This window comes from Paenibacillus taiwanensis DSM 18679 (assembly GCF_000425125.1).
GTDB classification, from domain to species: Bacteria; Bacillota; Bacilli; order Paenibacillales; family Paenibacillaceae; genus Paenibacillus_B; species Paenibacillus_B taiwanensis.
In genome coordinates this window covers 471048-497556 of the sequence record NZ_KE384308.1, presented here as the reverse complement: position 1 = coordinate 497556, position 26509 = coordinate 471048, and the positions used below count along the sequence as shown (strand labels likewise).

Genomic DNA, 26509 nt, shown 5'->3' with positions numbered 1-26509 from the left:
TCTATAGATATTATATCTTGGAACAATGAAGAAGGAAATGCTATATTGATGTCAACATAGAGAAGCGAAGGAAACGAATACGTCGCGAGAGGTGAGGATTATGTCCAAGAAGAGAACGTTATTTGAAAAGATTTGGGATCAGCATGTAATTGTACAAGAAGAGGGAAAGCCGAGCATTTTGTATATTGATCTACATTTAGTACATGAGGTTACATCCCCGCAAGCTTTTGAAGGTCTTCGTCTTAGCGGACGCAAAGTGAGACGTCCTGATTTGACATACGCGACGATGGATCATAATGTACCTACAAAGGATCGGTTTAATATTACAGATCCGATTTCCAAGCAGCAGATTGACACTCTATCGCAAAATTGTGCTGATTTTGGCGTGAAGCTGTTTGACTTGAACAATTTAGATCAAGGTGTCGTGCACGTAATGGGGCCGGAAATTGGATTGACGCATCCAGGCAAGACGATTGTATGTGGTGACAGCCATACGTCAACACATGGCGCATTTGGCGCACTCGCGTTTGGTATCGGAACAAGTGAAGTAGAGCATGTCATGGCTACTCAATGTTTGCAGCAGGCTAAATCCAAGACGATGGAGGTGCGCTTTGTTGGCAAGCGCAAGCCAGGTGTAACAGCAAAAGATATGATTCTAGGTGTTATTGCGAAGTACGGAACTGATTTTGCGACGGGATATGTCATTGAATATACAGGCGAGGCAATACGCGAACTGACGATGGAAGAACGTATGACGGTATGTAACATGTCCATCGAAGGTGGCGCTCGGGCGGGGTTGATTGCCCCTGACGAAACTACATTCAGCTATTTGAAAGGACGCCAGTATGTCCCGCAAGGCGAGGCATATGATAAGGCTGTAGCACAATGGGCACAGCTTACTACAGATGAAGGCGCAGCCTATGATACAGTGGTGGAATTTGATGTAGAGTCGCTTATCCCGCAAGTAACTTGGGGTACGAGTCCAGGAATGGGTACGGACATTACCGCATCAGTTCCGAACCCAGCAGACTTTCAGACCGAGAATGAGCGAAAGGCGTCCGAGAAGGCGCTTGAATATATGGATTTGCTCCCTGGAACTCCGATGACAGAAATCGAGATTGATTATGTGTTTATCGGTTCATGTACGAATGGTCGAATTGAAGATCTTCGTGCTGCGGCAGAGGTGGCTAGAGGGTACAAAGTGAGTGAACGTGTAACCGCAATTGTAGTACCAGGCTCTGGGCGTGTAAAGCAGCAGGCTGAAGCGGAGGGCTTGGATAAAGTATTTACCGAAGCGGGATTCGAATGGCGTGAGGCTGGTTGCAGCATGTGCCTTGCAATGAATCCGGATGTCCTTCAACCCGGACAGCGTTGTGCTTCGACGTCCAACCGCAACTTTGAAGGGCGTCAAGGTCGTGGCGGTCGTACGCACCTTGTGTCGCCCGCAATGGCAGCGGCAGCGGCTATCAAAGGACGGTTCGTAGATGTACGTGGCTGGGAAATTAAAACGGAAGTTATGAATTAGAAGGAGGTCATCGTGATGCAACCATTTACGACATTAAAAGGACTTGTCGCTCCGGTAGATCGGGTCAACGTGGATACAGATGCGATTATTCCGAAACAATTTTTAAAACGTATAGAGCGTAGTGGATTTGGTCAATTTTTGTTTTTTGAATGGCGCTTTGATGAGCAGGGCAACAAGATTGAATCGTTTCCATTAAACCAACCGGCTTACCAGGGCGCAAGTGTATTGATTTCTCGTGCTAACTTTGGTTGTGGATCTTCGCGGGAGCATGCCCCGTGGGCCATATTGGATTTTGGTTTCAGATGTGTAATTGCGCCATCTTATGCCGACATTTTCTACAATAACTGCTTTAAAAATGGCATTCTGCCTATTCAGTTGTCCGAAGAACAAGTGGAAGAGTTGTTCCAGCGTACAGCTCAATATGCGAATTATCATTTGGAGATTGATCTTGAGAACAAACAGTTAAAGGACGACTACGGTTTAGTTTATTCCTTTGACCTTGACGAGCACCGCCGTCAATTTTTGCTTCAAGGTTTGGATGATATCGGCTTAACATTAAAGCATGATGAGGCTATTGCTAAATATGAAGCTCAGCATGCCGACACCATTGCTTATCCGGTCCAAGCCTAATTTCATCGGGTTTCATTTCACCTTTATATAGGGTGCTGTGGCGGGGAAACGTATTTCGTATTCTCGCACAGCACTCTTTTTTATGTGCCGCTTTGAGTTGGGGAGGTATTGTGGGCACTGCTTGATCTACCTCCATCAGGAGAGTTAAGTAGTGCCAATGACAGATGATGTTGCCAGCTTTAATATGGTGTTACGCGATCGCCAATTTGCAACAACTATTTGAATCTATTTTCGTGTCAGGACTATCGAATTTTGCATGTAAATGGTAGAATTAGTTTGTTATCTTTATGTTGAATTAGCGCAACTTTTGTCTGCATTTAACGTCTAAAATAACGTCTGTTTCTTTGAACGGTTTCTCATAGTTTCAAAGAGTCAGAACAACAAGAAAGGATGTAGAGGTGAAGATGCAGCATAAAAAAATCCATTTACTAGCAAGTATGTTGTTGACCATGTTGTTTTGTCTTGTATTTCCCCAGACGGGGGCGGCTGCCACACAGCCCACATTATATCTGAATGGGAGTTCAATCAAGCTTCCCGAACCAGTTATAATGGTTAGCAATTCTGTCATGATACCGATTCGCGTTGTGTCGGAGGAATTAGGCTACAAGGTTGACTGGAATCAGAAGGCGCGAACGATTTCTATAAAGAACGGAACTAGTACCATTTTACTAACCGTTGACAAGAACACAGCGTCCATTAATGGCAAGACGACTCAACTAGATGTGGCTCCTATGGTGAAGAATGGATCAACGCTTGTTCCACTGCGGTTTGTTGGCGAAAGCTTAGGATTAAAGGTTGACTGGGATAACGAATCAAAGTCTGTGTATTTATTTACATCAGATGAAGGCGCAGTAGTTAATCCTCCTGATACAGGCAATGGGAACTCAGGTGAGATAACACCTCCTGCAACTGGCGATGTATTAGTTAAAGACTTTGATTTTTTCTCGAACACGTTACATATTGCATTAAGTCGTGATGTTGAACCGAAGATTATGACTATGACAAATCCTGATCGGGTCGTTGTTGATTTCCCTAACTCAAATTTTTCTAATGAATTTAATGAAAAGTTTGGCTTTGATAATAATGGGCAGGGTGAGATGCCGATTACGGATTATCCAGATGTGCAGAAAGTCCGCTTTGCGATGTTTAGCACATCGCCGAATACGACGCGTTTTGTCATCGATGGAAATTACAAGCTGGATAGCAAAGTAACAAGAAACGGACAAGGTCTAGTTTCAATCGAATTGAGTGCTTCAACGGGGGAAACTACCAATCCAACGAATCCGACCAAGCCTACTAAGCCGGATGGGAAGTACACCGTTGTGGTTGACGCCGGACACGGTGCACATGATTCTGGTGCGGTGAGTGTTCGCAAGCGATATGAGAAAGACTTGAATTTGCAGATTGCAAATAAGGTCGCTGAATTGGCTGTAAAGGAACCGAAGCTTAATATCGTGCTGACGCGCAGTACAGACGTGTTTTTAGAATTGTCTGAACGGGCAAAGATTGCAAACGACCTGCAGGCAGACTTGTTTGTGTCCATTCATGCGAACAGTATTGACAATAAGCCTACAGTTAGCGGAACAGAGACTTACTATTATCGCAACGAAAGCAAGGCGTTTGCAGAACTTATGCATAAGTACTTGCTTAAAGGGACGCAGTTCAAAGACCGGTACGCCAAGGTTGCTGATCATCATGTAACTCGCAACACAAAGATGCCTGGCATTCTACTTGAGATCGGGTTCTTAACGAACCCTGACGAAGAGGCTGTTATGTTTACTGAAGATTTCCAATATCGTGTTGCGCAGCAGATCGTGAACGGTTTGAAGGCTCAGCTTGGATTGTCATAATCGTTCGCACATTTTGCAACCTGGACAGGCACTGCTGCGTTATAACGACTAAAGGAGGTCATTTAGATGAAGAAACGCAATTGGTTAGGTCTTGTAACTTTAGTTCTTGCGGTGGGGCTTGTATCCGCCTGTGGTGATAAGAATTTATCCAACGGTGACGGGAAGGGTGTAACAGATCCACCTACTGCTGGCACTGAACAGCCGACGACTGGAACGGGGACAACTACGCCGGGTACGGAGCAACCTACTGTAGATAAAGAGCCAGTCAAGAAACCTGAACAGAAAGAACAGCAAATTACCGTTTATGCAACAGATGATCAGATTATGGAATTGTTGTCCTATACAACAAAGATTACATTTAAAGATGATGGAGAGAAGATCGGGGCTGCTTTGAAGGCACTTCAGAAGTCGGACGATGCTAAGTATGTCCCTTTGTGGGATCAAAATGAATTTAAATCCCACAAGCTTGACGAGAAAGGGATATTAACGGTAGACGTTCACATTACGGAGCACGGGCATTTGGGAGCGGGCGGAGAAGCATTTGCAATTGACGCTCTTACGAAGACGTTATTCCAATTTGAAGAGGTCAAAGCGATCGACATTCTTGTGGATGGAAAGTCTGAGGAAAGTTTAATGGGTCATGTCACACTTGATCATCCAATTAAACGGCCCTAATATGAGCCCAAAAGCAAAAGTGAAGAAGTAATTTAATTACATTTGCGTATTACATTACCGAACAGGGGCAGGAAATGCCCCTGTTTCTGTCGAATTATAAAGTTCTTAACGGATTTTTAATACAAAGGAGAAACGATTATGCATAATAATTCCAGCAAACCTGTACGGGCAGTGACTAGTGCTATTTTAGCTTTATCATTGACGTTATCAGTAGTTCCAGCGGCTTTAGCTGCCGAGGCTGGACAAGCTGGTATCAATAGTACGCAAAATACAGCAAATTCAGGCATTAGTCCAGTATTCAGTGATGTGAAGTTAGGTCACTGGGCGGAAAAACATATACATAAATTGGCTGCACAAGGCATCCTCAAAGGTAACAATGGCAAGTTCAGACCAGGGGATGACATTACGCAGCAGGAAGCGATTGCACTGGCGATTCGATTTATGAATTTGGAGGGTCAACTGAGTAATGACGAATCAGTTGCCTTGCCAGCTGATTTCAAAGTTGGAAATTACTTTAAGCCGTACATCGTACTTGCATTCCAGAAAGGACTACTGGATAAGAACGAGGAATTAAAGAATCCAGACCCGAAGAAACCTTGGGGTGATCAAAAAGCATCTCGGGAGTGGATCACCAAAATTTTGGTCCGTGCAGTTGGCAAAGAAAGTGCTGCGCTAGAGGTAAAGAATAAGCCGACTTCCTTTGCTGACAACAGCAAGATCAGTGCCAGTGCGCTTGGTTATGTAAATGTAGCACTGGATCTTCAACTGACTACCGGAATGAGCAATAACAAATTTGAACCGCAAGGTAATGTCAATCGCGCCCAGATTGCCACTTTTTTCAGCCGCGGCGAAGCGATAGCAAATATAACATATAGTAGTGTTGTTGCCGGTATCGTTGGTGCTGTCACAGATAGCGAGCTTAGACTTTATACGGAAGATAACAAATGGGCTAATTATCGCATCGACAACAAAACGATGTGGTACAAAGCGGACAACGACAAATCTATTTCGGCAAAAGATATCCCGATGTATACTAAAGTTCGTGTCATTGGCCAATTGGGCAGTGCTTCATACGTGGAGCTGCTTAGTACAGAGCAGCAAGTCGAAACGGTGCAAACTACATTGAAATACGCTGTTCCAAGTGAGAAGAAGCTCTATGTTAAATATAGTGGACGTGAAGATTTAGACACTGTGTTATATGAAGGTAACACGTTGATTAAGGACGCTAGCGGGGCCGTGATCACCACAGATAAACTGACTCCTGATTCGGAGTTAACAATTACTCGTGAGACGTTTTCCAAAGATCGTAAAGTGTTGGAGATTCAAGTGAAGTCTGGCCCGGTTAATAAGACAGGCAAAGGAACGATTACATCGGTTGATGTAAATAGCCGGATGGTTACGATTAAGCTTGAGCAAGGGGATTCAGAGACTTACCGGATAGCAGAAGATGTGACGGTACGCTATGATAACGTCCTAAAAGATATAAAGGATCTCAAAGTGAACGATGTAATTACGTTTAGTGTGAAGAACAGCGCTATTTCATCAATCGTTATGGCAACTGCGCCAGCGACTAGCGTAGAGGGTCGAGTAGACAGCTTTAGTCCGAATATGACATCTATTACCGTCGTAAAGGATAATAACAAGTTGGAAGCTAAAGTGTTAGCGAGCCAAGTTGCAGTTGTAATTCCAGGACTAATTAATCCGTCGTTGGGTGAGTTAATTGCAGGTGAGTATGGGGATCGAGTAAAACTCACGGTTAACGGTGAGGACAAAGTAGCTCGGATTGAAGTGCTTAGCCGTAAAGTAGAGAACTTATACGGTGTGTCTGTTATTGGTTATGATGCTGCCAAGAAGCTGCTGACAGTTGTAGACGATAAAAATACACCTTATGTTGTGACATTAAATGACGGCACAAAATATGAATTTAACGGCAGCGAAGTACCTGCATCAACGATTACTTCCATGCTCACGAGCAACCGTAAAGTAAATGTAAAACATATTAATAAGAAAGCTCTTGTAGTACAATATGTATACAAATATGAAGGCAAGCTGATCGTGGCAAGCCCTTCATCCCGAACGATTACGTTGCAGCTAGCTAACGATGATTTTGTGACACTGCCATACCAGTCTAATACGATTGGTATCGAAATGTACGGCAACTCCAGTGCCAAAATTACTGACATTAAAAATGGTGATTTTGTAACTGCGATGTTATCCGGCGATCAAAATTCAGTAATGTCGTTGTCTGTCCGCAGCTACCATCAATTTGAGGTTGCTTCCCTCAATACTTCAACTAATCGAATTACGTTGCGTAATGCCACAAATCGTCAAGTTGAAGAATTTTCACTTAGCTCCACACCCATCTATGGTGTGAACAATGAGAAGCTTACGTTAAGCAATTTAAATGCTAATGACGTGCTGAATGCCGTCTTTGATGGTCGTTCGTTAGTTGAACTGCGTAAAGTTGCCGTTACAGCAGGCCGAGTAGAATCTGTTGATACGACAAATGGTATAGTTGTTGTAAAGGATTATAATGGGCAAACGACATCTCATCAGTCAGCAAGTGGGTTGACCGTAATTTTGGACACTACGTCAACAACTGCTGTTGGTGCGCTCAAAGTCGGTGATCGTGTTGAAGTTCGTAAAGATGCCAAAAATGGCACCAACTTGAAGGTGTTGGCTGGCCGTAAGCATGATTTCTGGAAATATGACGCGGGTGCCAAGCAGTTGTATGTGAAGCGGAGCAGCTTGTCAGATACCGAATATTATTGGACACTAAATGCAAATGTTGTTATTCGTAATACGACGGGTGAGACGTTATCAATCTCTTCGCTGAAGAGTGATGACAAGATCGTCCTGTACTTCTTAAATGGACAAATTATTGAGATTGAGAAGCAGTAGTCGATACGTGTAGCTACCTAGAATGCCGTTTCGTCCAATAATTGGGTGGAACGGTTTTTTAGTTTCTGTAGGTTTAATGTTAATCCGGTGTTATAATGCTAAAGTAGACTTTATAAGGAGGAATAAAGAGTGGCGACAAGCGCTCGTGTTCGCCGTGTTCTGGATACGCTTGGCGAAATGTTTCCGGATGCGCATTGTGAATTAATTCATTCGAATCCGTTTGAATTGACGATTGCCGTACTGTTGTCTGCTCAGTGCACCGATGAGACAGTCAACAAAGTAACGGTTAACTTATTTCATAAATATAAGACCCCGGAAGACTACTTAGCGGTTCCATTGGAGCAATTAGAGCAGGATATCCGTCGAATTGGCTTGTTCCGCAATAAGGCGAAGAACATTCAAAAGTTATGTCAGATCCTGCTTGACAAATATAACGGTGAAGTGCCTCAGAAACATGAACAATTAACTGAGCTTCCTGGCGTAGGACGGAAGACGGCTAATGTCGTAATGTCTACAGCGTTCGGCGTACCTGCCATTGCGGTGGATACACACGTAGAGCGGGTGTCGAAGCGTCTGGGATTGGCGGATGAGACGGATAGTGTACTGGAAGTGGAGAAGAAGTTGATGCGTAAAGTTCCACGTGTGGAATGGACATTAACACATCATCGCTTCATCTTTTTTGGTCGATATCACTGTAAAGCACAATCCCCAAGATGTGAAGTCTGTCTGTTATTGGATATGTGTAAATTTGGGAAAACACGTATGAAAGCGGAGCAGCGGAGAAACAATGGAAAATAAATAAAGCTGAATGGGTGGGCGGTTGAATTGAAATGTATTTCGGTATACACAGACAATTTTGAACAGTTTTCGGATATTTATGAGAAATTAATGCAGCAAACCGTACAGGACGATGAAGAAATTGTAGTCGACGGTGTGACCGTATATGGTGCGGGTGAAGTGCCTGAGCAGTACATAGACCGTATGCGTCAAAAGCGTGATGTAGTTGTAATGCGTGTAAAAAATAAAGATATTACCATTTTGCAGCATGGAAAACAATTCGAAATTATTCTCCCTGTAGAGCAAAATATGGTACACTAGAAACCGAGTTTGCAGGCAAATTGAGGAAGCCGAGCATCTCGGTTTCTTCTTTTTTTATAAGCGTATAAAGTGTGAATGAAGGATTACATTGATGTGGGGGGCACGAGAGGTATTATGCATCACAATACAAACGAGGGGCAGCAGACAAGCGCGTCCATAACTGCGCTGCGTACAGAGCTGCAAGAAACGACATCAACACCGTTAGGTGAAGTGCTGGAGTCTTGGGCTTCACAGATGGCAAGCGAGCACAATGAAGCAGCAGCACGCAAGTTACATGAGCTTGTAGGTAAAGAACGTGACAATATGCTGATGATTGCGATGTGCGGACACTTTTCTGCTGGCAAATCGACCGTTATTAATATGCTGTGCGGTAAATCATTGCTGCCATCCAGTCCGATCCCTACGAGTGCGAATGTTGTTACAGTTCGTTATGGTACAAGTCGTGCCGAAATTTATCGCAGAACCGAACACGGCCCTAGCGCAATCGCAGAGGTCGTGCCACTAGACCAACTTGAAGCTGTTTGTAAGGATGGTGAACAGGTCGAGCGTGTAAACCTATATGACGAGGTCAGTTGGCTTAAAGCAGGTGCTGCACTGCTGGACACACCAGGGGTTGATTCGACGGATGACAAGCATCGAGCCGCTACAGAAGCAGCCATGCATATGGCAGATGTCGTTGTATACGTAACTGATTATAATCATGTTCAATCTGAGCTTAACTTTACATTCGCAAAAGAGGTAGTAGAGGCAGGTAAGCCAATCATTTGGATTGTGAACCAAATTGATAAGCATCGGGAACAGGAAATCGAATTTGAACGTTATCGCAACGATGTAGATCATGCATTGGCCGCGTGGGGCATACATCCAGCAGCTATTTATTATGTATCGATGCGTGAACCAGACCATCCTTACAATGAATGGAAGCAGGTTACTTTAGCATTGCACCAGCTTGTGCTTAATCGGGAACGTTTGGTTCGTTACGGCATTGAGCAGGCGGCGAGAGTCTTGTTATCTGAGCATACCGCATGGCTAGAAGAGCCTGTAACAGCAGCCTATGAGGAATGGGCAAGCGGAATCGGTGGAGAAGAGCAAGTGGCGCAGCTTCGATCGGAGCTGCAACGCTGTGAAGACGAATACCAATTGACAAGCGAGCGCTCATTGCGTGAACGGGATTCATTTGCGGACACGTTAGGTCGATTGTTGAGGGACGCTAATATTACACCTGCATTATTGCGTGACCGTGCCCAATCATACTTGGACAGTCGTAAACCTGGGTTTAAGGTAGGCTTATTATTTACAGCCGCAAAGACGGAGGCAGAACGAGATCAGCGCTTGCAACAACTGGTGACGTTATGGGCACAAGAGATTCAGGCAAATGTTACAGCTCACCTCGTACCGATGATGCGGCAGTTGGCTGAGCGTGCGGGCCAGAGTGGTACAGACGTAGTAAATAAGCTTGAAGCTTCTCTGCCTTCCTTTGCGCCCGCCTGGTTTGCGGATGCTGTTGAGACCACCTCAGCTGGTTCAGGTGAATATACGATAAATTATTGCCGTGGACGCGCAGAAGAAGCGAAATCGTTAATTCGAAAGACAGCGCTTCGCCTAGCGGATCAGTACATCGAGCAGATTCATGCTCAAGATAAGCAGAACTTATCGGGCTTGGAGCAGCGAATAGTGGAACTGCAAGGTCACCTTGCTATTGAAGCGAACACACGGCAGACGATGTATCGGATTCAAGAACGACACGCTGTCATGCTAAAGCAATTGGAGAAAGTTTCGTATGAAATGAACGCTGCAAGGACGGCTCAAGAGGCGATGCCGGATTTAAGTGAGATTGCGCCAAAGCCTATTGCAGCAATAGATGCAAATCATCTACCACAACATACAGCAGAGGAGGGCGTTTCTCCTTTTATAACACCTAATCTCTCTTCTCTAAGTGAGCAAGATGACAGGGTTCATCTTCATGCAGTAGCGGCGTGTGATACAGCTCATCTTATGCTCAATAAGGTAGATGATGTTAACACATCTTGGCGGCCTACGGTTGAACAAATGAGTGATAAGCTGCAAACAGCAGCCATGCAGCTTGAATCAGCAGCTAATGCGTTAGTGCCTCTCCAGTTGATGAATGCTTATGTGCCCAATTTGCGAGCAAAGGCGCAGCGTTTGCGGGACAATCGGTTTACTGTGGCGTTATTTGGCGCATTTAGTGCAGGGAAGTCATCGTTTGCGAATGCACTTATTGGCGCAAATGTATTACCTGTTTCACCTAACCCTACGACCGCTGCCATTAATATGATCGGAGCACCTACAGAAAAGTATCCGCATCAGACAGCGCTTGTTCGTATGAAGAGCGAGAGTCAACTTCTCGCCGATATTCAATATGCCTTAGCTTGTATTGGTGAACCAGAGACAGCCAATTGGAGCATGTCTGAGGCGCTGCAAGCCGTTGACCGCTGGCAGCCTTCGATGCTCCATCCTTCAGGGAGACCGCATTATAGCTTTATACACGCTGTCAAACGCGGCTATTCAGAACTCAGTTCCTTATTGGGGCAGGAGCTTCATGTGGATTATGAGCGATATCGACAGTTTGTGGCGGATGAGAGCCAATCGGCTTTTGTAGACCATGTTCAGCTGTTTGTTGATAGTCCTTGGACGAGACAGGGCTTTACTTTTGTAGATACGCCTGGTGCAGATTCCATTAATGCACGTCATACCGGAGTGTCCTTTGAATATATCAAAAATGCTGACATTGTATTGTTTGTCACCTATTATAATCATGCGTTTTCGCAGGCAGACCGTCAGTTCCTAACGCAGTTGGGACGTGTAAAAGATGCGTTTGAGTTGGATAAGATGTTCTTTTTAGTAAATGCCGCAGACTTGGCTTCCTCTTCACAAGAATTAGATGACGTGATGCAGTATGTCGGTGACCGTTTACTTGAATTTGGTATTCGCTCCCCGCGATTATGTGCAATTTCCAGCTTGAATGCGCTGAAAGCGAAACTTGCCAATGACGAAGCGATGTTGATCACAACAGGTTTTACAAAGTTTGAAGCAGAGTTTTTACATTTCGCAAGTGAAGAATTGGCAGCTATGGCGATCAACAGTGCAGTGTCTGATGTGGAGCGTGCATGCGGCCAACTGACAGCAATACTAAATGCAGCTAGATCAGATGAAGCGGAGCGAGAACGACAACTGCAACAGCTGACAGCAGCAGGAGAAGCTGCGATAAGCGGGTTCACGGCAAGTATGGACGTGGATGAGGGCCGCATGCTGGAACAAGAAACGGAAGAGCTGTTGTATCATGTACGCCAGCGCATTCAGTTTCGATTTAGTGACACCTTTACTTATTCATTCAGTCCTGCGGCGTTGCGTAGTGACGATCAGGACGTTGAGCGAACATTGTTGCAGTGCTATCGAGATTGGCAGCGCTCAAGCGAATTGGAACTGACAAACGAACTGTTATCTACCTCACTTCGGCTTGAACAGATGGCCCAACGTCTCGTGCTGGTGCACTATAATAAGGCTGTGGATCAAGCCAAACAGTGGCTGCCTGGATATGAGCCTGTTTCTGTCGCCATGACAGCCTGGCCAACACCTAACATTCAAATTCAACATGCAGAAAGCGAATTAACGGGCAAGAAGCTACGTTCGATTTACAAGAACAATAAGCATTTCTTTGAAGGTTCAGGCAGGGCTTCTTTAAAACAGTTGATGGAGCAACTCGCGATACAAAATATAATGCGGACCAATGAAGCGTTTCAGGCAGCCGCAGTGGAAGCAGCTATTTTAAATTTTAAACAAACTTTAAAAGCTCAGCTGCAATCCGGCATCGATTCCGTTACCCGTTACCAAGAAGCGCTGGTAGCGGCTATGAGGGAAGATGTTGATACGGCGCAACTGGAAGAAATAACGGCTCAATTGCTCACTTTAGTGCATGAAATGAGATAAGTTGAGAACGATTTTAACGTTTTCTATATCAAAATGATATCAATGAGCATTTACCTGCACCCTTTAAGGGATGTGGGTTTCTTTTTTCTCTAATGTGCTACGGTCGTAAGGAAAAAGGATGATTTAAAAGAATAAAGCGTATTCTTACCCATAAATGTCACTGTATCGGCTTACAATCGTTATTATGGGTAAATGCCCGTTTTGAAGTTGAAATTGCCTGATGATAAACTGCGTTACATATCGTTTGCAACGGAGGAGAGGGGGAGTAACGATGAACATATTCAAACAGTTAGCGCCATATTACTGGCCTAAAAAAAGTTTGCTGTTTGCATCCATTGCTAGTTTGATTGTCGCCACAGCGTTGGGACTTGTGTATCCCAACATGCTAAGAATTCTCATTGACGACGTCATCGCGAAGCAGCAATACGAATGGGTGCCTTGGCTAGCATTAACGGTAGTGACCGTTGTTAGCATTAAAGGCACCCTCACCTTTTTACACGGTTATTTTGGGGGGAGACTAGGTAACTATACCGCTTACGAGATGCGTAATGCGTGTTACCGCAAATTGCAATCGTTGTCTTTCCGTTATTATGACAAAGCTCGAACCGGGGATTTGATGTCCAGATTAACGGCCGACCTAGAAGGGATTCGTAACTTTGTTGGTTTTGGTTTTGCCCAAATATTAAATATGATTTTGATGGTCTTGTTTGGAGCAGGCATGATGATCTCCATCAATTGGCAGTTAACGCTTATTACGTTAATTTGTATCCCATTGCTCGTATTTGTAGCGATCAAGTTTGAATCGAAAATTCATCCGGCATTTCGTGAGATGCGCAAGACGTTCAGTTCCTTAAACACAGCTGTGCAGGAGAACATTACCGGGGTGCGTACGGTTAAGTCATTTGCCCGTGAAGAACATGAAGTCGACAAGTTTTCGGTGCGAAACATCGCTTACAAAGACAATCAAATTCACGTGGCGAACCTATGGGGGAGCTACTTCCCTGTGATGGAAATATTGGCGTCGTTAAGTGTTGTCATTTTGCTAGGAGCGGGTGGAACATTTGTTATTCAGGGGACGCTGTCGTTAGGTGAGCTTGTAGCATTTTTCAGCATGATCTGGTACATTATCGGTCCGATGTGGGGAATCGGATTCCATATTAACAACTATACGCAAGCCAAATCCTCAGGTGAACGCGTTTTGGAATTATTAAACTCCGAGGTAGATGTGAAAAATTGCATTGACGCGGTAAAGCTGAGTCCAGAAGAAGTTAAAGGTCATATTCAATTTGATCACGTTTCGTTTGGTTATGAAGGTGAACTGCATGCTGTTCATAATATTAACCTCGATGCAGCACCAGGCAAGGTGATAGGACTGTTGGGAGGAACGGGAGCGGGCAAATCAACCATTATTCAGTTGTTGATGCGTGCTTACGATGTGCAAGAGGGTTCAATTCGGGTGGATGGGCACGATATTCGTCAAATTGACCTTAAAAGCCTGAGACGCCAAATTGCAGCTGTATTTCAAGAGACGTTTCTGTTTTCGTCCACGATTCGCAACAATATCGCTTATGGTCGTCACGATGTATCCGAAGAAGATATTATACGTGTCTCGCAGTTAGCCAAGGCACATGATTTTATTATGGAACTGCCTGAAGGTTACGATACGATAGTAGGCGAGAGAGGAATGGGACTGTCGGGAGGTCAGAAGCAGCGGATTGCGATTGCTAGAGCTTTGCTGAACGATCCGAAGATTTTAATTTTGGATGATGCAACAAGTGCAGTTGACATGGAGACAGAGCATGAGATTCAAGCAGGATTTAACGAGGTTATGCGCGGTCGCACCGTATTTATTATTGCACATCGCATCTCGTCACTGCGTCATGCTGATGAAATACTCGTATTAGATAAAGGTAAAGTCGTTCAGCGTGGCACGCATCATGAGCTCATTCAGACACCAGGTACTTATCGAGATGTGTATCAAATTCAATATGCGGACTATTTGCAGGTGGAGGAGTCAGCAGAGACAAGAGATGAGGTGAGAACGTGAGTCAAGCGAATACGGCAGATGCGTCCAGACAGCAGAGGTTAGGCGAGGATATCGATAACCCTATTGGCTATGATAAAAAAACGCGCTTTGTTTACCAAGACGATGAGTTAATTGAAAAACCGTTTAACTGGGCACAGATGCGGCGCTTGTTGGTTTATATGAAGCCTTATCGCAAGCAGTTGCTCCCTGTACTGATGTTGTTAATGATTTTAGGTACGTTGACGAAGTTGGCTGTTCCGTTTCTGATCAGTTATGCGATTGATCATGCCATACAACCGACTGACGGCGGGCCAGCTTCACTTCGTATGTTGTATATTATAACGGGCAGCATTTTTGGGTTATATTTGGTCCAATGGGCGACCAACACCTACCGGATCAAGTTTATGAATATGATCGGACAGCGTATTATTTACGACTTACGTGCCGATTTGTTTAAGCACATTCAGTCGCTATCGTTTCGATTTTATGACAAACGCCCTGCAGGGTCTGTGCTGGTGCGTGTGACCAATGACATCAACTCGTTGCAAGATTTATTTACAAACGGAGCGATAAATGTACTGATTGATATGCTCCAGTTAATAGGTATTGTCATTATTTTGTTGTTTTTGAACGTTCAGCTTGCTGTTGCCGTTATGATTACGGTTCCGATCATGTTTCTTGTTTCTACGAAGCTGCGTCGTTATATCCGTATGGCATGGCAGGATGTCCGTATTAAGCAATCCCGTATTAATTCGCACTTAAATGAAGCTATCCAAGGGATGCGTGTAACACAGGCCTACACTCAAGAGCAAGAGAATATGACGTTCTTTGATCACATGAACACGATTAATCGCAAGTCTTGGAACCGTGCTTCGGCGTTAAATCAGACGTTTGGTCCTGTTATTGAAATTACGAGCGCCGTCGGAGCATTTATTTTGTTTGTGTACGGTACACACCTCGTAGAAACGAGTGCAATCACGGTTGGTGTATTGTTTGCTTTTGCCCAATACGTGGGGAACTTCTGGGAGCCGATTAATCGACTGGGACAGATGTACTCGCAAATGCTTATCGCGATGGCATCCTCAGAACGTATTTTTGAATTTATGGATGAGAAGCCATCCGTTGATGATAGTAAGGAAGCAATGGTGCTCCCGCTAATTAAAGGGGATGTTCAAGTAGACCAGGTATGGTTTGAATATGAAAAGGGACGTGCCGCACTTAAAGGGATATCCTTACATGCGCAAGCAGGGCAATCAATTGCATTGGTAGGGCATACTGGCTCAGGCAAAAGTACAATCATTAACTTGTTATGCCGATTTTATGATCCAACCGAGGGCCGCGTGCTAGTTGATGGTTTTGATATTCGGCATGTAAAGCTGCATAGCTTGCGATCTCAGGTTGGAATTGTACTACAGGACACCTTCATTTTCTCAGGCACGATAAGAGATAATATTCGTTTTGGACGGTTAGATGCGACGGACGAGGAAGTAGAGGCGGCTGCCAAGGCTGTTCATGCGCACGAATTTATTTGTGAAATGAAGGAGGGGTATGACACCGAAGTTCAGGAGCGTGGCAACGTGTTGTCGATGGGCCAAAGGCAATTAATTTCGTTTGCCCGCGCGCTGCTTGCAGATCCGCGTATTCTTATACTGGATGAAGCAACAGCAAGTATCGATACGGAGACGGAACTTAAAATTCAAGAAGCATTAAAAACGCTGCTTAAAGGGCGGACATCGTTTATTATTGCGCACCGCTTATCAACTATCCGACATTGTGATAACATTATCGTATTGGATCATGGACGAATTATGGAGCAAGGGGACCACCATGCATTAATGGAGCAACGTGGCATTTATCATGGTTTAGTAGCCGCCCAATATAAATACATGTAAGCTGCGAGGCGCTCTTGATGACACGGGAGCGCCTCGTAGCTTTATTTGCTTTCTGTTCTATAAATCAGTAATGTAAGTGTAGACAGAAATGTTGTCAGCATTAGTTATATCTAGTCATACAGAAGTTACATATGTATCGTAATCTGATCTGTTGGACAAGCCCTATACATAACGATGAAGAGAGGGAAACGAGATGAATAAGCGATCAGGCTTATGGGGATTTATCGCTGCTGTAGGAGTGGGTTCGACCTTGTTGTTCCTCGTTGGGTTCGGATTTGGTGTAGCCGACATTATATCTCCAGGCAGTGTGCCATTTGCCGAAAAGCCACAAGTCAAAACACCGGAAGTAATACCAGACGAAGCTATAAAGGAGATTCGTATTGTGTCACTTGGCGACTCGTTAACAAGAGGCACTGGTGATGCCACAGGTGATGGGTATGTACGACGTACAGTCAACCAGTTACGGAAGGTACAAGCGAAGCCGGTAAAGCTGATTAACAATTTGGCGGTGAACGGACTGCGTGCAGATCAATTAGTGGACAAGCTGAAAGAAGAGAGCATCGGTTATTCCTTGAAACAAGCTAATGTCATTTTGCTGACGATAGGGGGCAACGATTTATTTCAGAGCGCCCGTTCGGAACAGATGGGAAATGAGCCATTAAATGAGGAATCTTTGCAAGCTAAAGCAAAATCAGGTGTTACTTCGTTAGAATCGGTACTTAACCGGATCCGTAAATGGAATCCCGAAGCACTTATTGTATATGTCGGATTGTATAATCCGTTCTCTGACGTCAAAGAAATGCGGGTTATTGGTGGTTCAGTCGTTCAAAGCTGGAACAATGCGGCAGCATCGATCATAAATAAAGATTCTAATATGCTGCTTATTCCGACACAGGATCTTTTTGAGCGTAATATGTCAATTTATATATCCTCTGACCATTTTCATCCGAACGGGGATGGCTACGCAGCAATTGCGGAGCGTATCGTTCAAAGCATGAAGTAGTGATAGTGAAGTCAAATAAACTGTATCCACTTCAATGGACAGAACTTAAACAGCAGTTTGGTTGCTTGAGTTGCGAGTGTGTAATCTATGTTGCTGAATTAAGGAGGTACTGAGATGGAATCGGAACATACATTAGCGGATCGTCCTGTCATATTATCCGTCAAACAAATTAAGAAAAAAATAGGTCGTAAATGGATCATTCATGATGTGAGCTTTGATGTCCGCGCGGGCGAAATATTTGGCTTTCTAGGTCCAAACGGCTCAGGCAAGACAACAACCATTCGTATGCTCGTGGATCTGATCAAGCCTACTTCTGGTCACATTCAAGTATGCGGTTATGATGTGAACCGCCAGCCTGAGAAAGCGTTGAGGTTTGTAGGTTCGATTGTTGAAAATCCGGAGATGTATAACTATTTGACTGGGTGGGAGAATCTGGAACATTTTGCGCGAATGGTTCCTGGTATTGATTCCATCCGCATTCATGAAGTTGTTAACGTAGTCGGCTTGACGAGGCGAATCCATGATAAAGTCAAAACGTATTCACTTGGCATGCGGCAACGGCTTGGTATTGCTCAGGCATTACTTGTACAGCCCAAGCTGTTGATCCTTGATGAACCGACGAATGGACTTGATCCACTTGGTATTAAGGAGCTGCGAGGATTTATTCGACTGCTGGCTGACAGCGGTATGGCTGTATTTGTATCAAGCCATCTGCTGAGCGAAATTCAATTAATGTGTGATCGGGTTGCTATTATAAGCAATGGCCGTGTGCTTGCTGTAGATGATGTTGATCAGTTACTGACAGGCCGTAGCCAGTATGTCATCTGGATAGCAGAGCCGTTGGATAAGGCATTACAAATGTTGCAGGCTAGTGAACAAGCGAAAGTGCTGGAGGCGGATAAGGCGGTTATCGATGAGTCTGTACTTATCGGATTGCCAGAGCATTTTATTATTACAGAAACGGCACCAGAGCATATTTCTGGATTAAATCAGGCGTTGACAGATGCAGGAGTAGCCGTAGAAGGCATTCAGCGTGTTGTACCAACGCTTGAGCAGCTTTTCCTGGAAATGACGGAAGGAGGTCACATTGAATAATATGTTGGCTCTTATCCATAACGAAACGCTAAAAGTGCTAAAAAAGAAACGATTTTATGTCGTTATGCTTATTCTCGTTATTTTAATTCCGGTATTTACATACGCCCAAATGAAAATCGCCCAAAATAGCCGCGAGAAGTTCGATCAGGATTGGCGGCGGGAAATTACTCAACAAATTACGGACTATCAAAATACACTCGGCAGCGACCGGATTCCTGAAGAATGGAAAAAGTTCCGTCGTATCATGCTTCAGCAGCTGCAATATTATTTGGATCACGACGTAAATCCTAATGAGCCTAACGGTGTTACGTTTACGCGTACCTTTATGGACAACTCAGTAAATTTATTTATTCCGCTGCTGGTGATGGCCATCGCAAGTGATATCGTATCCTCTGAGCGTTCAACAGGTACGATTAAAATGCTGCTGACAAGACCTGTACGAAGGTGGAAAATATTAATGAGTAAATGGCTGGTGCTTATGCTGTTTACGGGGGTAGTCGTTCTTATGACAGCTTTGTTGTCTTACCTCATATCCGGTGCTGTGTTTGGGTACGGAGGCTGGAATTTCCCGCTGTTTACCGGTTTTAATGTATCAGGGACAAATGTGAACGTTGAGGCTGTACATATGCTGCCTTCATGGTTATACTTGTTGATGCAGTGCGGATTAATATGGTTTTCCAGCATTGTGGTTGCAGCGCTCGGATTTATGATATCCGTACTTGTGCGGAGTACTGCTGCCAGTATCGTAACATTGATGGCAACACTAATCGCAGGAACGATACTATATAACATGGCTTCAGCATGGCCAACAGCGAAGTATTTATTTATGATTAATTTGAAGCTGACAGATTATTTGGCTGGAACACCAGCGCCAGTCGAGGGAATGTCACTGCTATTTTCCTTAGGTGTGTTGTCGGTTTGGGGAGCGGCTGCGTTATTCATTGCATTCCGCGTCTTTACGAAACAGGACATTTTGAATTAAAATAGACAAGAATGCGAAACATCTGTTTGCATCTGAACGAACTGGTGGGGTGTGAGGTCATCTCATGAGTACGTTTAGTGCGGCAGATTTTCTTTTGCCGACGGATTTAGAAAGACATAATATGTACAATTGAAGGAGGAGCACGAATGGTCGATCAGATCGATTTGTTCGGTCAGCTTCCGAAGCAGGAAGGAACACCAGAGCACCGCGCTTCGGATTATGGCGCTGACGACATTCAAGTGCTCGAAGGGCTTGTCGCGGTTAGAAAGAGACCAGGGATGTATATTGGAAGCACAAGCTCATCGGGTCTTCACCATCTGGTATGGGAAATCGTTGACAATGCAGTAGACGAGCATCTGGCCAAGTATTGCTCCGTCATTGATGTGACGATACATGCGGACCAATCTATAACGGTTCGTGATAATGGACGAGGAATACCAACAGGATTACATAAGACAGGCATCCCGACACCACAAGTCGTATTTACGATCTTGCATGCCGGAGGCAAGTTTGGTGGTTCTGGCTACAAGAAGTCAGGCGGTCTACATGGTGTAGGCGCATCCGTGACAAATGCATTATCAGAATGGCTAGTCGTTGAGATATACCGTGATGGCAAGATTCATCGCCAACGTTTTGAATCGTGGACGGAAGACAACGGCGTTGAGCATGTTGGCGAGCCTGTTGGCGGGCTGGAGATAGTCGGGAACACCAATCGGACAGGAACTAAAGTAACATTTAAGCCTGATAAGAAAGTATTTCACGGCAGTATTCATATGAACATTGACACGCTTTCCGAGCGTTTGCAGGAAATTGCTTTCTTGAATTCGGGTCTAACGGTGAATTTGAAGGATGAGCGCTCAGGCAAGCAGGAAACGTTCCGATATGAAGGTGGAGCAAGCGAATTTGTTCAATATTTAAATGAGAACAAAAGTGTACTGCACGATGTCATTCATTTTACAGGGGAGAAAGATGACATTGAGGTAGAGATCGCACTTCAATATAACGATGGTTATACCGAGACGATCGCTTCATTTGTGAACTCGATTCCGACGCGTGGCGGGGGCACACACGAGACAGGTTACAAGACTGCCTATACTCGGGTAATGAATGAGTATGCCCGCAAAAATGCACTGCTTAAAGAGAAAGACAAAAATCTGGACGGCAACGATCTTCGTGAAGGTATGATGTCTGTCATTAACGTGAAGATGTCTGAAGTAGAGTTTGTCGGCCAGACTAAGGATCAGCTCGGAAGTGCGATAGCGAGAAGTGCAGTAGATGCGATCGTGTCCGAGCAGATGCAGATCTTCCTTGAGGAGAACCCGCAAGTAGCGCAGCAGTTAGTAAAGAAGGCGATTCAAGCTTCGCGGGCGCGTGAAGCTGCACGCAAGGCCCGTGAGGAAGTGCGAACAGGCAAGAAGCGCAGCGAGAGCTCGAATTTGGGCGGGAAGCTGACGCCGGCCCAATCGAAGGACTTTTCACGTAATGAGCTGTTTATCGTGGAAGGGGATTCTGCCGGAGGCTCTGCGAAGCAGGGGAGAGATTCGAAGGTGCAGGCCATTTTACCCTTAAAAGGGAAACCGATGAATCCCGAGAAAGCCAAGCTTGCTGACATTTTGAAAAATGATGAATACCGCACAATTATACATGCTATTGGTGCAGGCGTAGGTCCTGAATTCGAGGTTGACGAGAGCAATTACGCCAAGATTATTATTATGACCGATGCCGACACGGATGGCGCACATATTCAGGTGCTGCTGCTGACGTTCTTCTATCGGTATATGAAGCCACTAATTGATGCAGGTAAGGTCTATATTGCTCAGCCGCCTCTCTATAAGATTACACACAAGAAAGGGAAGCTTTCAACGGTTCGATATGCTTGGACGGACGAACAATTAAACAGTTATTTAAAACAGTTCGGAAATCAAGCAGAAATCCAGCGCTATAAAGGTCTTGGTGAGATGAATCCCGACCAATTGTGGGAAACAACGATGGACCCAGAGACACGTACGCTGCTTCAAGTTCAGATTGAGGATGCAGCCAAGGCAGAACGCCGAGTGTCAACTTTGATGGGAGATAAGGTTGATCCTCGTAAACGCTGGATCGTAGAGAACGTTGACTTCACGGAGTTTGAAGAATAGAAAGGTGATATAGATGAGCGTATCGGAACAGTTCAAGCCTGCGTTTTTGGAAGACGTGGTTGGCGACCGGTTCGGCCGTTATTCCAAATATATAATCCAAGATCGAGCTATTCCCGATATTAGGGACGGTCTCAAGCCAGTTCAAAGGCGAATTTTGTATGCGATGTATGAATCCGGGAACACGCCTGACAAGCCATACCGCAAGTCTGCAAAGACGGTCGGGGACGTCATGGGGAATTACCATCCTCATGGAGATTCTTCTATCTATGACGGTATGGTACGTATGGCTCAGCCTTGGAAGATGGGACATGTGTTAGTTGACGGACATGGTAACTGGGGTTCTATGGACGATGATCCAGCAGCGGCTATGCGTTATACAGAAGCCCGTTTATCGCCGATTGCGATGGAGTTGCTGCGTGATATTGAGAAGGATACCGTGTTGTTCCGTCCGAATTTTGACAATACAGAAGAGGAGCCGGCCGTACTGCCCGCTCGTTTTCCGAACTTGCTCGTAAACGGTTCAAGCGGAATATCGTCCGGATTTGCCACGGAGATACCGACGCATAACTTGCGTGAGATTATTGATGCCTGTGTAGCTTTAATTGATAAGCCAAATATCGAGCTGGATGATATATTAAACATCGTTCAGGGTCCGGATTTCCCGACGGGCGGTATCATTATGGGTGAAGAGGGCATTCGTGAAGCGTATCGGACAGGTAAAGGCCGCATATATATTCGCTCCAAAACGGAAATAGAAGACATGCGTGGTGGCCGCCAGCAGATCGTCATTACGGAAATTCCGTATCAAGTGGTGAAATCTCGACTGGTCACAGCAATGGAAAATATTCGTTTGGAGAAAAAAGTAGATGGCTTAGCAGAGGTACGCGACGAAAGTGGTCGTGAAGGCTTGCGAATCGTCGTTGAATTAAAAAAGGAAGCGGATGCACAAGGTATTTTGAACTATTTGTTCAAGAAGACAGATCTTCAAACCGCTTACAACTTCAACATGGTATCCATCGTTAATAAGACGCCAATGCAATTAGGTCTTATGCCTATGCTGACAGCGTATATTAATCATCAGAAAGAAGTCGTGACGGCACGAACACAGTATGATCTCAAGAAGGCGGAAGACAGGGGTCATGTTCTGGAAGGTTTAGTGAAGGCACTTGATATTCTGGATGATGTTATCGCAACTATTAAGGCATCAAACAATCGTCAGGATGCACAGCAGAACTTGGTGGACAAGTTTGGCTTCTCTGAACGACAAGCGGATGCTATATTAACGCTGCAATTGTATCGCCTTACGAATCTTGAACTATCATCTCTGGATAAGGAACTTAACGAGATTCGCAAAAAGATCGCCGAATTGCAAGCGATTTTAGCCAGTGAACGCAAACTGCTGTCTGTGATCAAGAAAGAGCTAACAGACATCCGCCAGCGTTTTGGCATCGATCGTCGCTCTGCTGTGCAAGGTGAGATTGAGGAGATCAAAGTAAATCTCGAAGTGATGGTGAATGCGGAGGATGTAATCGTCACGGTATCCAATGATGGATATGTTAAACGGACAAGCCTTTTGTCGTTTACGCGCTCAGGTGGGGAACTGCATAGCTCAGGGGTGAAGGAAGGAGACCATATTCGTCATGTGTTCGAAGTGAACACGCTGGACAAGCTGTTGATCTTCACACAGAAGGGACAATATTTCTCACTTCCTGTTCATCTGGTGCCTGAATTCAAATGGAAAGATAACGGAACAGCAATCGTCAATGTTATTTCAATTGCCAAGGAAGATCAGATTGTCGCTGTAATTCCGGTGAAGTCGTTTGACGATGAAGCTTTGTCGTTAATGTTTGTTTCAAGACGAGGTCAAGTGAAACGAACACTGTTAAAAGAATACGAAACGAATCGTTCAGCCGCAGTAGTTGCGTGTAAAGTGTCAGATGGGGATGAACTGCTGCAAGTGATGCTGTCAGACGCTGCACAGGAATTGTTGCTTATTACGAAGCTAGGGATGTCCATTCGATTCCACGAAAGTGAAATTAACCCAATGGGAAGAGCGGCGAGTGGTGTACGTGGCATCCAATTGCGTGAAGAGGATGAGCTTGCAGCTGTCATGAGGGTAAGTGGAGATGAAGGTGAAGTGACAGTTATTACGGATATCGGCTGGGGCAAGCGTTCTTTGCTGCTTGATTATCAGCTGCAAGGCCGCGGAGGCAAGGGCATGCAGACGTTTGAATTCAAAGAAGGCAAACGTGTCAAACCTAACGGGTCTAAGTTGATTGGTGCATTTTATAGTAAGGAAGCATACTCGATCATACTGCTTAGCAGCACCCACGCGGCTCATCAGCTGATTACAGAGCATGCTCCTTTAATGGATCGCAAATCTATCGGTAAGTCACTTGTCTCTTTAGAGAAAGAGGAATATCTGGTTAAAGCATACGTCCTATAACATGTTATCCAACGAGTAATACGACATATGTGCATCGTTTTCCTTTCTGCTGATCCGTTAATCAAACGGTTTATGCGGAGGATCAAACATTTCGTTTAATTTCAGGGCAATATCCAACATGACCCACAATGGGGCCGGCTCGTCGAGGCGGGTGCACCATTGCGGGTCTTTTATAATACCAGCTTCCCAGGCCTTCCTGAACAGTTCATTTTTCCAATTGTCCATCGTCATACTCCTTTCCTGATCGTGTCACCCCGTACAAATGCCTACATCCCATCTTATGAAAAAAGAGAGTGAAGTGTGCCGAATGTTGCCCATAGTCGTTTGGTTTATGCACCCTATTTGTACATCTATCATAACGAATGATGACCAAGGCATGCTGGCTGTGGTATAATTTAGTTGTTTTGGAGAAACGGGATGAGATGTAGGAGGGTTATACGATGAACGCGAACGATTTCTCGAAGCTATGGTCGAAATTATCAAAGGATTATAAAGGCGTGATGGATGAAGCGCTTGCACCAAGTTTGACCGAAAGTCAGCTCATCGTGCTGGAGCGTGTCTCCGAATATGAGCGCGTGAAGCCCTCTGATTTACTTCAGCATCTGGCAACAACCCCGGCAGCGGTCACCACTCTGCTGGATCGTATGGAGAAGAATGCGCTTATTATACGTGAGCGTGATCTGGGCGATCGCCGAATAGTCTGGGTTAGCTTGACACCGTTTGGACAACAAGAAATGCGCCGAGGCATCCATATTCGCGAGTCGTATTGGAACGACATTTTGAATCGGATCTCGACGCATAACCAGCAGCTGCTAATTTTATTGCTGAGTAAGTTAACGAGCGGAGCCCCTCCAGGAGCTTCATTGCAACCGTCAGCAACAGGTACAAGAGGGAATAACTCACAGTAACACTGTACTTTTACGAAATGAAAGTAATAAGAATATAAAAGTGATATAAGTCCGTTCTTCCTGAGCTACTTCATTACTTACTTACGTCGTTGCTTTAACGACAGCAGTATCAGGGCGGGATCTGAGATGTTTCATGGCGGAATTCAGCATCCGTTTCATGTCATCTCTTTGTTTTTTGCTCCAAGAACCCGTTTGTTTCTCGTATGCAACCGCTTTTAAAGGAATGATTTTATAAGTTCTTTTGGATTTTGTGCCTGCTCTGTATACCCACGTAGGATGAACCTCGGTATCCAGAATTTGAATCGTGCCATCGGTTCCACGTTTCTTTATGGTGAGTTGTAACATAACACCAACGTCTTTACCTTCTCCACGCTGGTTGGATATAAAGTTGCCCATTGAATACATAATGATACCATCGCGTTTGTGACCGTCAGCAGCAAGGGCGGATATCCGTTCATAAGGTTGAAGCACGTGAGGGTGCGAACCTAATATAATATCTGCTCCAGCAGCGACCAGTTTGCGTGCCAGCTTGATTTGCTGCTCATTCGGTTTGGGCTCGTATTCATTCCCGAAGTGGAGTGCAATGGCAATAACGTCCGCTCCTGCTTGACGGGTGTTGCGGATGTCTTTGATGATCTTGTCTTCATCAATAAGCGCAACCATGTAAGGTTTATTTTTGGGAAGTGATATTCCGTTTGTTCCGTATGTGTAAGCGAGAACACCAAGCTTGATCCCATTTTTCTCGATAACCGTTGGTTGCTCGGATTCCCATTTGGAAGCATAGGTACCCTTCGTAATAAATTGACGCTGTTTAAGTACCTCTAAAGTCTTCAGGACGCCTCTTTCGGATCGATCCAATGAATGGTTGTTCGCATTCGTAACGATATCAAATCCAGCATAACGCAGTGCATCTGCTAATTCCGCCGGTGCATTAAATCTCGGATAACCAGTATACTCCTTTTCGCCGCCTAGAAGTGGTGTTTCCAGGTTGGCCCATGCAAGATCAGCTTGTGTAATATAAGGTTTGACCAGATCGAAGTAACTATTAAATGAATAGCTTCCGGTTTTTCGATTATAGTAAGCTGGAAATTGGGGGCTATGCATCATAATGTCTCCGACAGCTAATAGCTTAAGCTGATGATCTTTGCGGTTCGCTGATTCAGCACTTGGATGAGTTGAGGCTGATGAATTAGTGCCAGGGGCCGTCGTTGCCGGCAATTGCACGGTATGATGGGATTGGCTGTCTTGCCCTGACTCTTGCTGAACGGCTTGTGATCCATGTTGTGATTGCTTTAATGGACCAATATTTAATTGACACGCTGCCGTTAACATCAGCAGCATAGCAATAGAGACAAGGTACAGCCCTTGCCTCCATTGAGACGATTCCACGTG

18 protein-coding genes are annotated in these 26509 nt (G+C 44.8%); 16 read left to right on the top strand and 2 right to left on the bottom strand.

Going from position 1 to position 26509, the window contains the following annotated elements:
• Nucleotides 1-100: 100 nt before the first annotated feature.
• The 15 genes from leuC to parC all read left to right on the top strand — a co-directional run bounded on the left by leuC (nt 101) and on the right by parC (nt 24209).
• A complete protein-coding gene (gene leuC, locus H509_RS0120500) occupies nt 101-1525 on the top strand; it encodes a 3-isopropylmalate dehydratase large subunit (protein WP_028546728.1) in 1425 nt (474 codons plus the stop codon).
• A gap of 15 nt (nt 1526-1540) precedes the next feature.
• On the top strand, nt 1541-2155 hold the full coding sequence (gene leuD, locus H509_RS0120495) for a 3-isopropylmalate dehydratase small subunit (protein WP_028546727.1): 615 nt from the start codon (nt 1541-1543) through the stop codon (nt 2153-2155).
• Between the two features lie 404 nt (nt 2156-2559).
• A complete protein-coding gene (locus H509_RS0120490) occupies nt 2560-4005 on the top strand; it encodes an N-acetylmuramoyl-L-alanine amidase family protein (protein ID WP_051287483.1) in 1446 nt (481 codons plus the stop codon).
• A 66-nt stretch (nt 4006-4071) separates the two neighbouring features.
• Nucleotides 4072-4680, top strand: coding sequence for a GerMN domain-containing protein (locus H509_RS0120485; RefSeq protein ID WP_028546725.1), 609 nt, complete (start codon nt 4072-4074; stop codon nt 4678-4680).
• Nucleotides 4681-4818: 138 nt separating this feature from the next.
• Entirely contained in the window at nt 4819-7581 is a 2763-nt protein-coding gene (locus H509_RS0120480; RefSeq protein WP_028546724.1) for an S-layer homology domain-containing protein, read from the top strand.
• Nucleotides 7582-7710: 129 nt separating this feature from the next.
• A complete protein-coding gene (gene nth, locus H509_RS0120475) occupies nt 7711-8379 on the top strand; it encodes an endonuclease III (protein ID WP_028546723.1) in 669 nt (222 codons plus the stop codon).
• 27 nt (nt 8380-8406) lie between these two features.
• On the top strand, nt 8407-8679 hold the full coding sequence (locus tag H509_RS0120470; RefSeq protein ID WP_028546722.1) for a hypothetical protein: 273 nt from the start codon (nt 8407-8409) through the stop codon (nt 8677-8679).
• A gap of 75 nt (nt 8680-8754) precedes the next feature.
• Nucleotides 8755-12627: a dynamin family protein gene (locus H509_RS0120465; RefSeq protein ID WP_084159313.1), complete on the top strand. Its 3873-nt coding sequence runs from the start codon at nt 8755-8757 to the stop codon at nt 12625-12627.
• A 271-nt stretch (nt 12628-12898) separates the two neighbouring features.
• A complete protein-coding gene (locus tag H509_RS0120460; RefSeq protein ID WP_028546720.1) occupies nt 12899-14674 on the top strand; it encodes an ABC transporter ATP-binding protein in 1776 nt (591 codons plus the stop codon).
• 50 nt (nt 14675-14724) lie between these two features.
• On the top strand, nt 14725-16545 hold the full coding sequence (locus H509_RS0120455) for an ABC transporter ATP-binding protein (RefSeq protein WP_028546719.1): 1821 nt from the start codon (nt 14725-14727) through the stop codon (nt 16543-16545).
• 193 nt (nt 16546-16738) lie between these two features.
• Nucleotides 16739-17548, top strand: a complete 810-nt coding sequence (locus H509_RS0120450; protein ID WP_028546718.1) for a GDSL-type esterase/lipase family protein — start codon at nt 16739-16741, stop codon at nt 17546-17548.
• Nucleotides 17549-17662: 114 nt separating this feature from the next.
• On the top strand, nt 17663-18643 hold the full coding sequence (locus tag H509_RS0120445) for an ABC transporter ATP-binding protein (protein WP_028546717.1): 981 nt from the start codon (nt 17663-17665) through the stop codon (nt 18641-18643).
• Entirely contained in the window at nt 18636-19625 is a 990-nt protein-coding gene (locus H509_RS0120440; RefSeq protein ID WP_028546716.1) for an ABC transporter permease, read from the top strand. Before H509_RS0120445 ends, H509_RS0120440 begins: the two co-directional genes overlap by 8 nt.
• Nucleotides 19626-19771: 146 nt before the next feature.
• Nucleotides 19772-21763, top strand: a complete 1992-nt coding sequence (gene parE, locus H509_RS0120435) for a DNA topoisomerase IV subunit B (protein ID WP_028546715.1) — start codon at nt 19772-19774, stop codon at nt 21761-21763.
• Between the two features lie 13 nt (nt 21764-21776).
• A complete protein-coding gene (parC, locus tag H509_RS0120430) occupies nt 21777-24209 on the top strand; it encodes a DNA topoisomerase IV subunit A (RefSeq protein WP_028546714.1) in 2433 nt (810 codons plus the stop codon).
• Nucleotides 24210-24266: 57 nt separating this feature from the next.
• On the opposite strand, the gene H509_RS28060 is transcribed toward parC, so the two are convergent.
• Nucleotides 24267-24434 carry a hypothetical protein gene (locus tag H509_RS28060; protein WP_169450970.1) on the bottom strand — a complete coding sequence of 56 codons (168 nt, stop codon included), beginning with the start codon at nt 24432-24434 and terminating at the stop codon, nt 24267-24269.
• Nucleotides 24435-24649: 215 nt separating this feature from the next.
• On the opposite strand from H509_RS28060, the gene H509_RS0120420 reads away from it, so the two are divergent.
• On the top strand, nt 24650-25117 hold the full coding sequence (locus tag H509_RS0120420; protein WP_028546713.1) for a MarR family winged helix-turn-helix transcriptional regulator: 468 nt from the start codon (nt 24650-24652) through the stop codon (nt 25115-25117).
• An 81-nt stretch (nt 25118-25198) separates the two neighbouring features.
• Here the strand turns inward: H509_RS0120420 and H509_RS26175 are convergent, their stop codons facing one another.
• Nucleotides 25199-26506: a CapA family protein gene (locus H509_RS26175; protein ID WP_245596208.1), complete on the bottom strand. Its 1308-nt coding sequence runs from the start codon at nt 26504-26506 to the stop codon at nt 25199-25201.
• Nucleotides 26507-26509: the final 3 nt, after the last annotated feature.

Coding starts and splice junctions, on each gene's coding strand:
- leuC (WP_028546728.1), top strand. CDS start 101: ATGTCCAAGAAGAGAACGTTATTTGAAAAGATTTGGGATCAGCATGTA.
- leuD (WP_028546727.1), top strand. CDS start 1,541: ATGCAACCATTTACGACATTAAAAGGACTTGTCGCTCCGGTAGATCGG.
- H509_RS0120490 (WP_051287483.1), top strand. CDS start 2,560: ATGCAGCATAAAAAAATCCATTTACTAGCAAGTATGTTGTTGACCATG.
- H509_RS0120485 (WP_028546725.1), top strand. CDS start 4,072: ATGAAGAAACGCAATTGGTTAGGTCTTGTAACTTTAGTTCTTGCGGTG.
- H509_RS0120480 (WP_028546724.1), top strand. CDS start 4,819: ATGCATAATAATTCCAGCAAACCTGTACGGGCAGTGACTAGTGCTATT.
- H509_RS0120465 (WP_084159313.1), top strand. CDS start 8,755: ATGAAGGATTACATTGATGTGGGGGGCACGAGAGGTATTATGCATCAC.
- H509_RS0120460 (WP_028546720.1), top strand. CDS start 12,899: ATGAACATATTCAAACAGTTAGCGCCATATTACTGGCCTAAAAAAAGT.
- H509_RS0120450 (WP_028546718.1), top strand. CDS start 16,739: ATGAATAAGCGATCAGGCTTATGGGGATTTATCGCTGCTGTAGGAGTG.
- H509_RS0120445 (WP_028546717.1), top strand. CDS start 17,663: ATGGAATCGGAACATACATTAGCGGATCGTCCTGTCATATTATCCGTC.
- parE (WP_028546715.1), top strand. CDS start 19,772: ATGGTCGATCAGATCGATTTGTTCGGTCAGCTTCCGAAGCAGGAAGGA.
- parC (WP_028546714.1), top strand. CDS start 21,777: ATGAGCGTATCGGAACAGTTCAAGCCTGCGTTTTTGGAAGACGTGGTT.
- H509_RS28060 (WP_169450970.1), bottom strand. CDS start 24,434: ATGGACAATTGGAAAAATGAACTGTTCAGGAAGGCCTGGGAAGCTGGT.
- H509_RS0120420 (WP_028546713.1), top strand. CDS start 24,650: ATGAACGCGAACGATTTCTCGAAGCTATGGTCGAAATTATCAAAGGAT.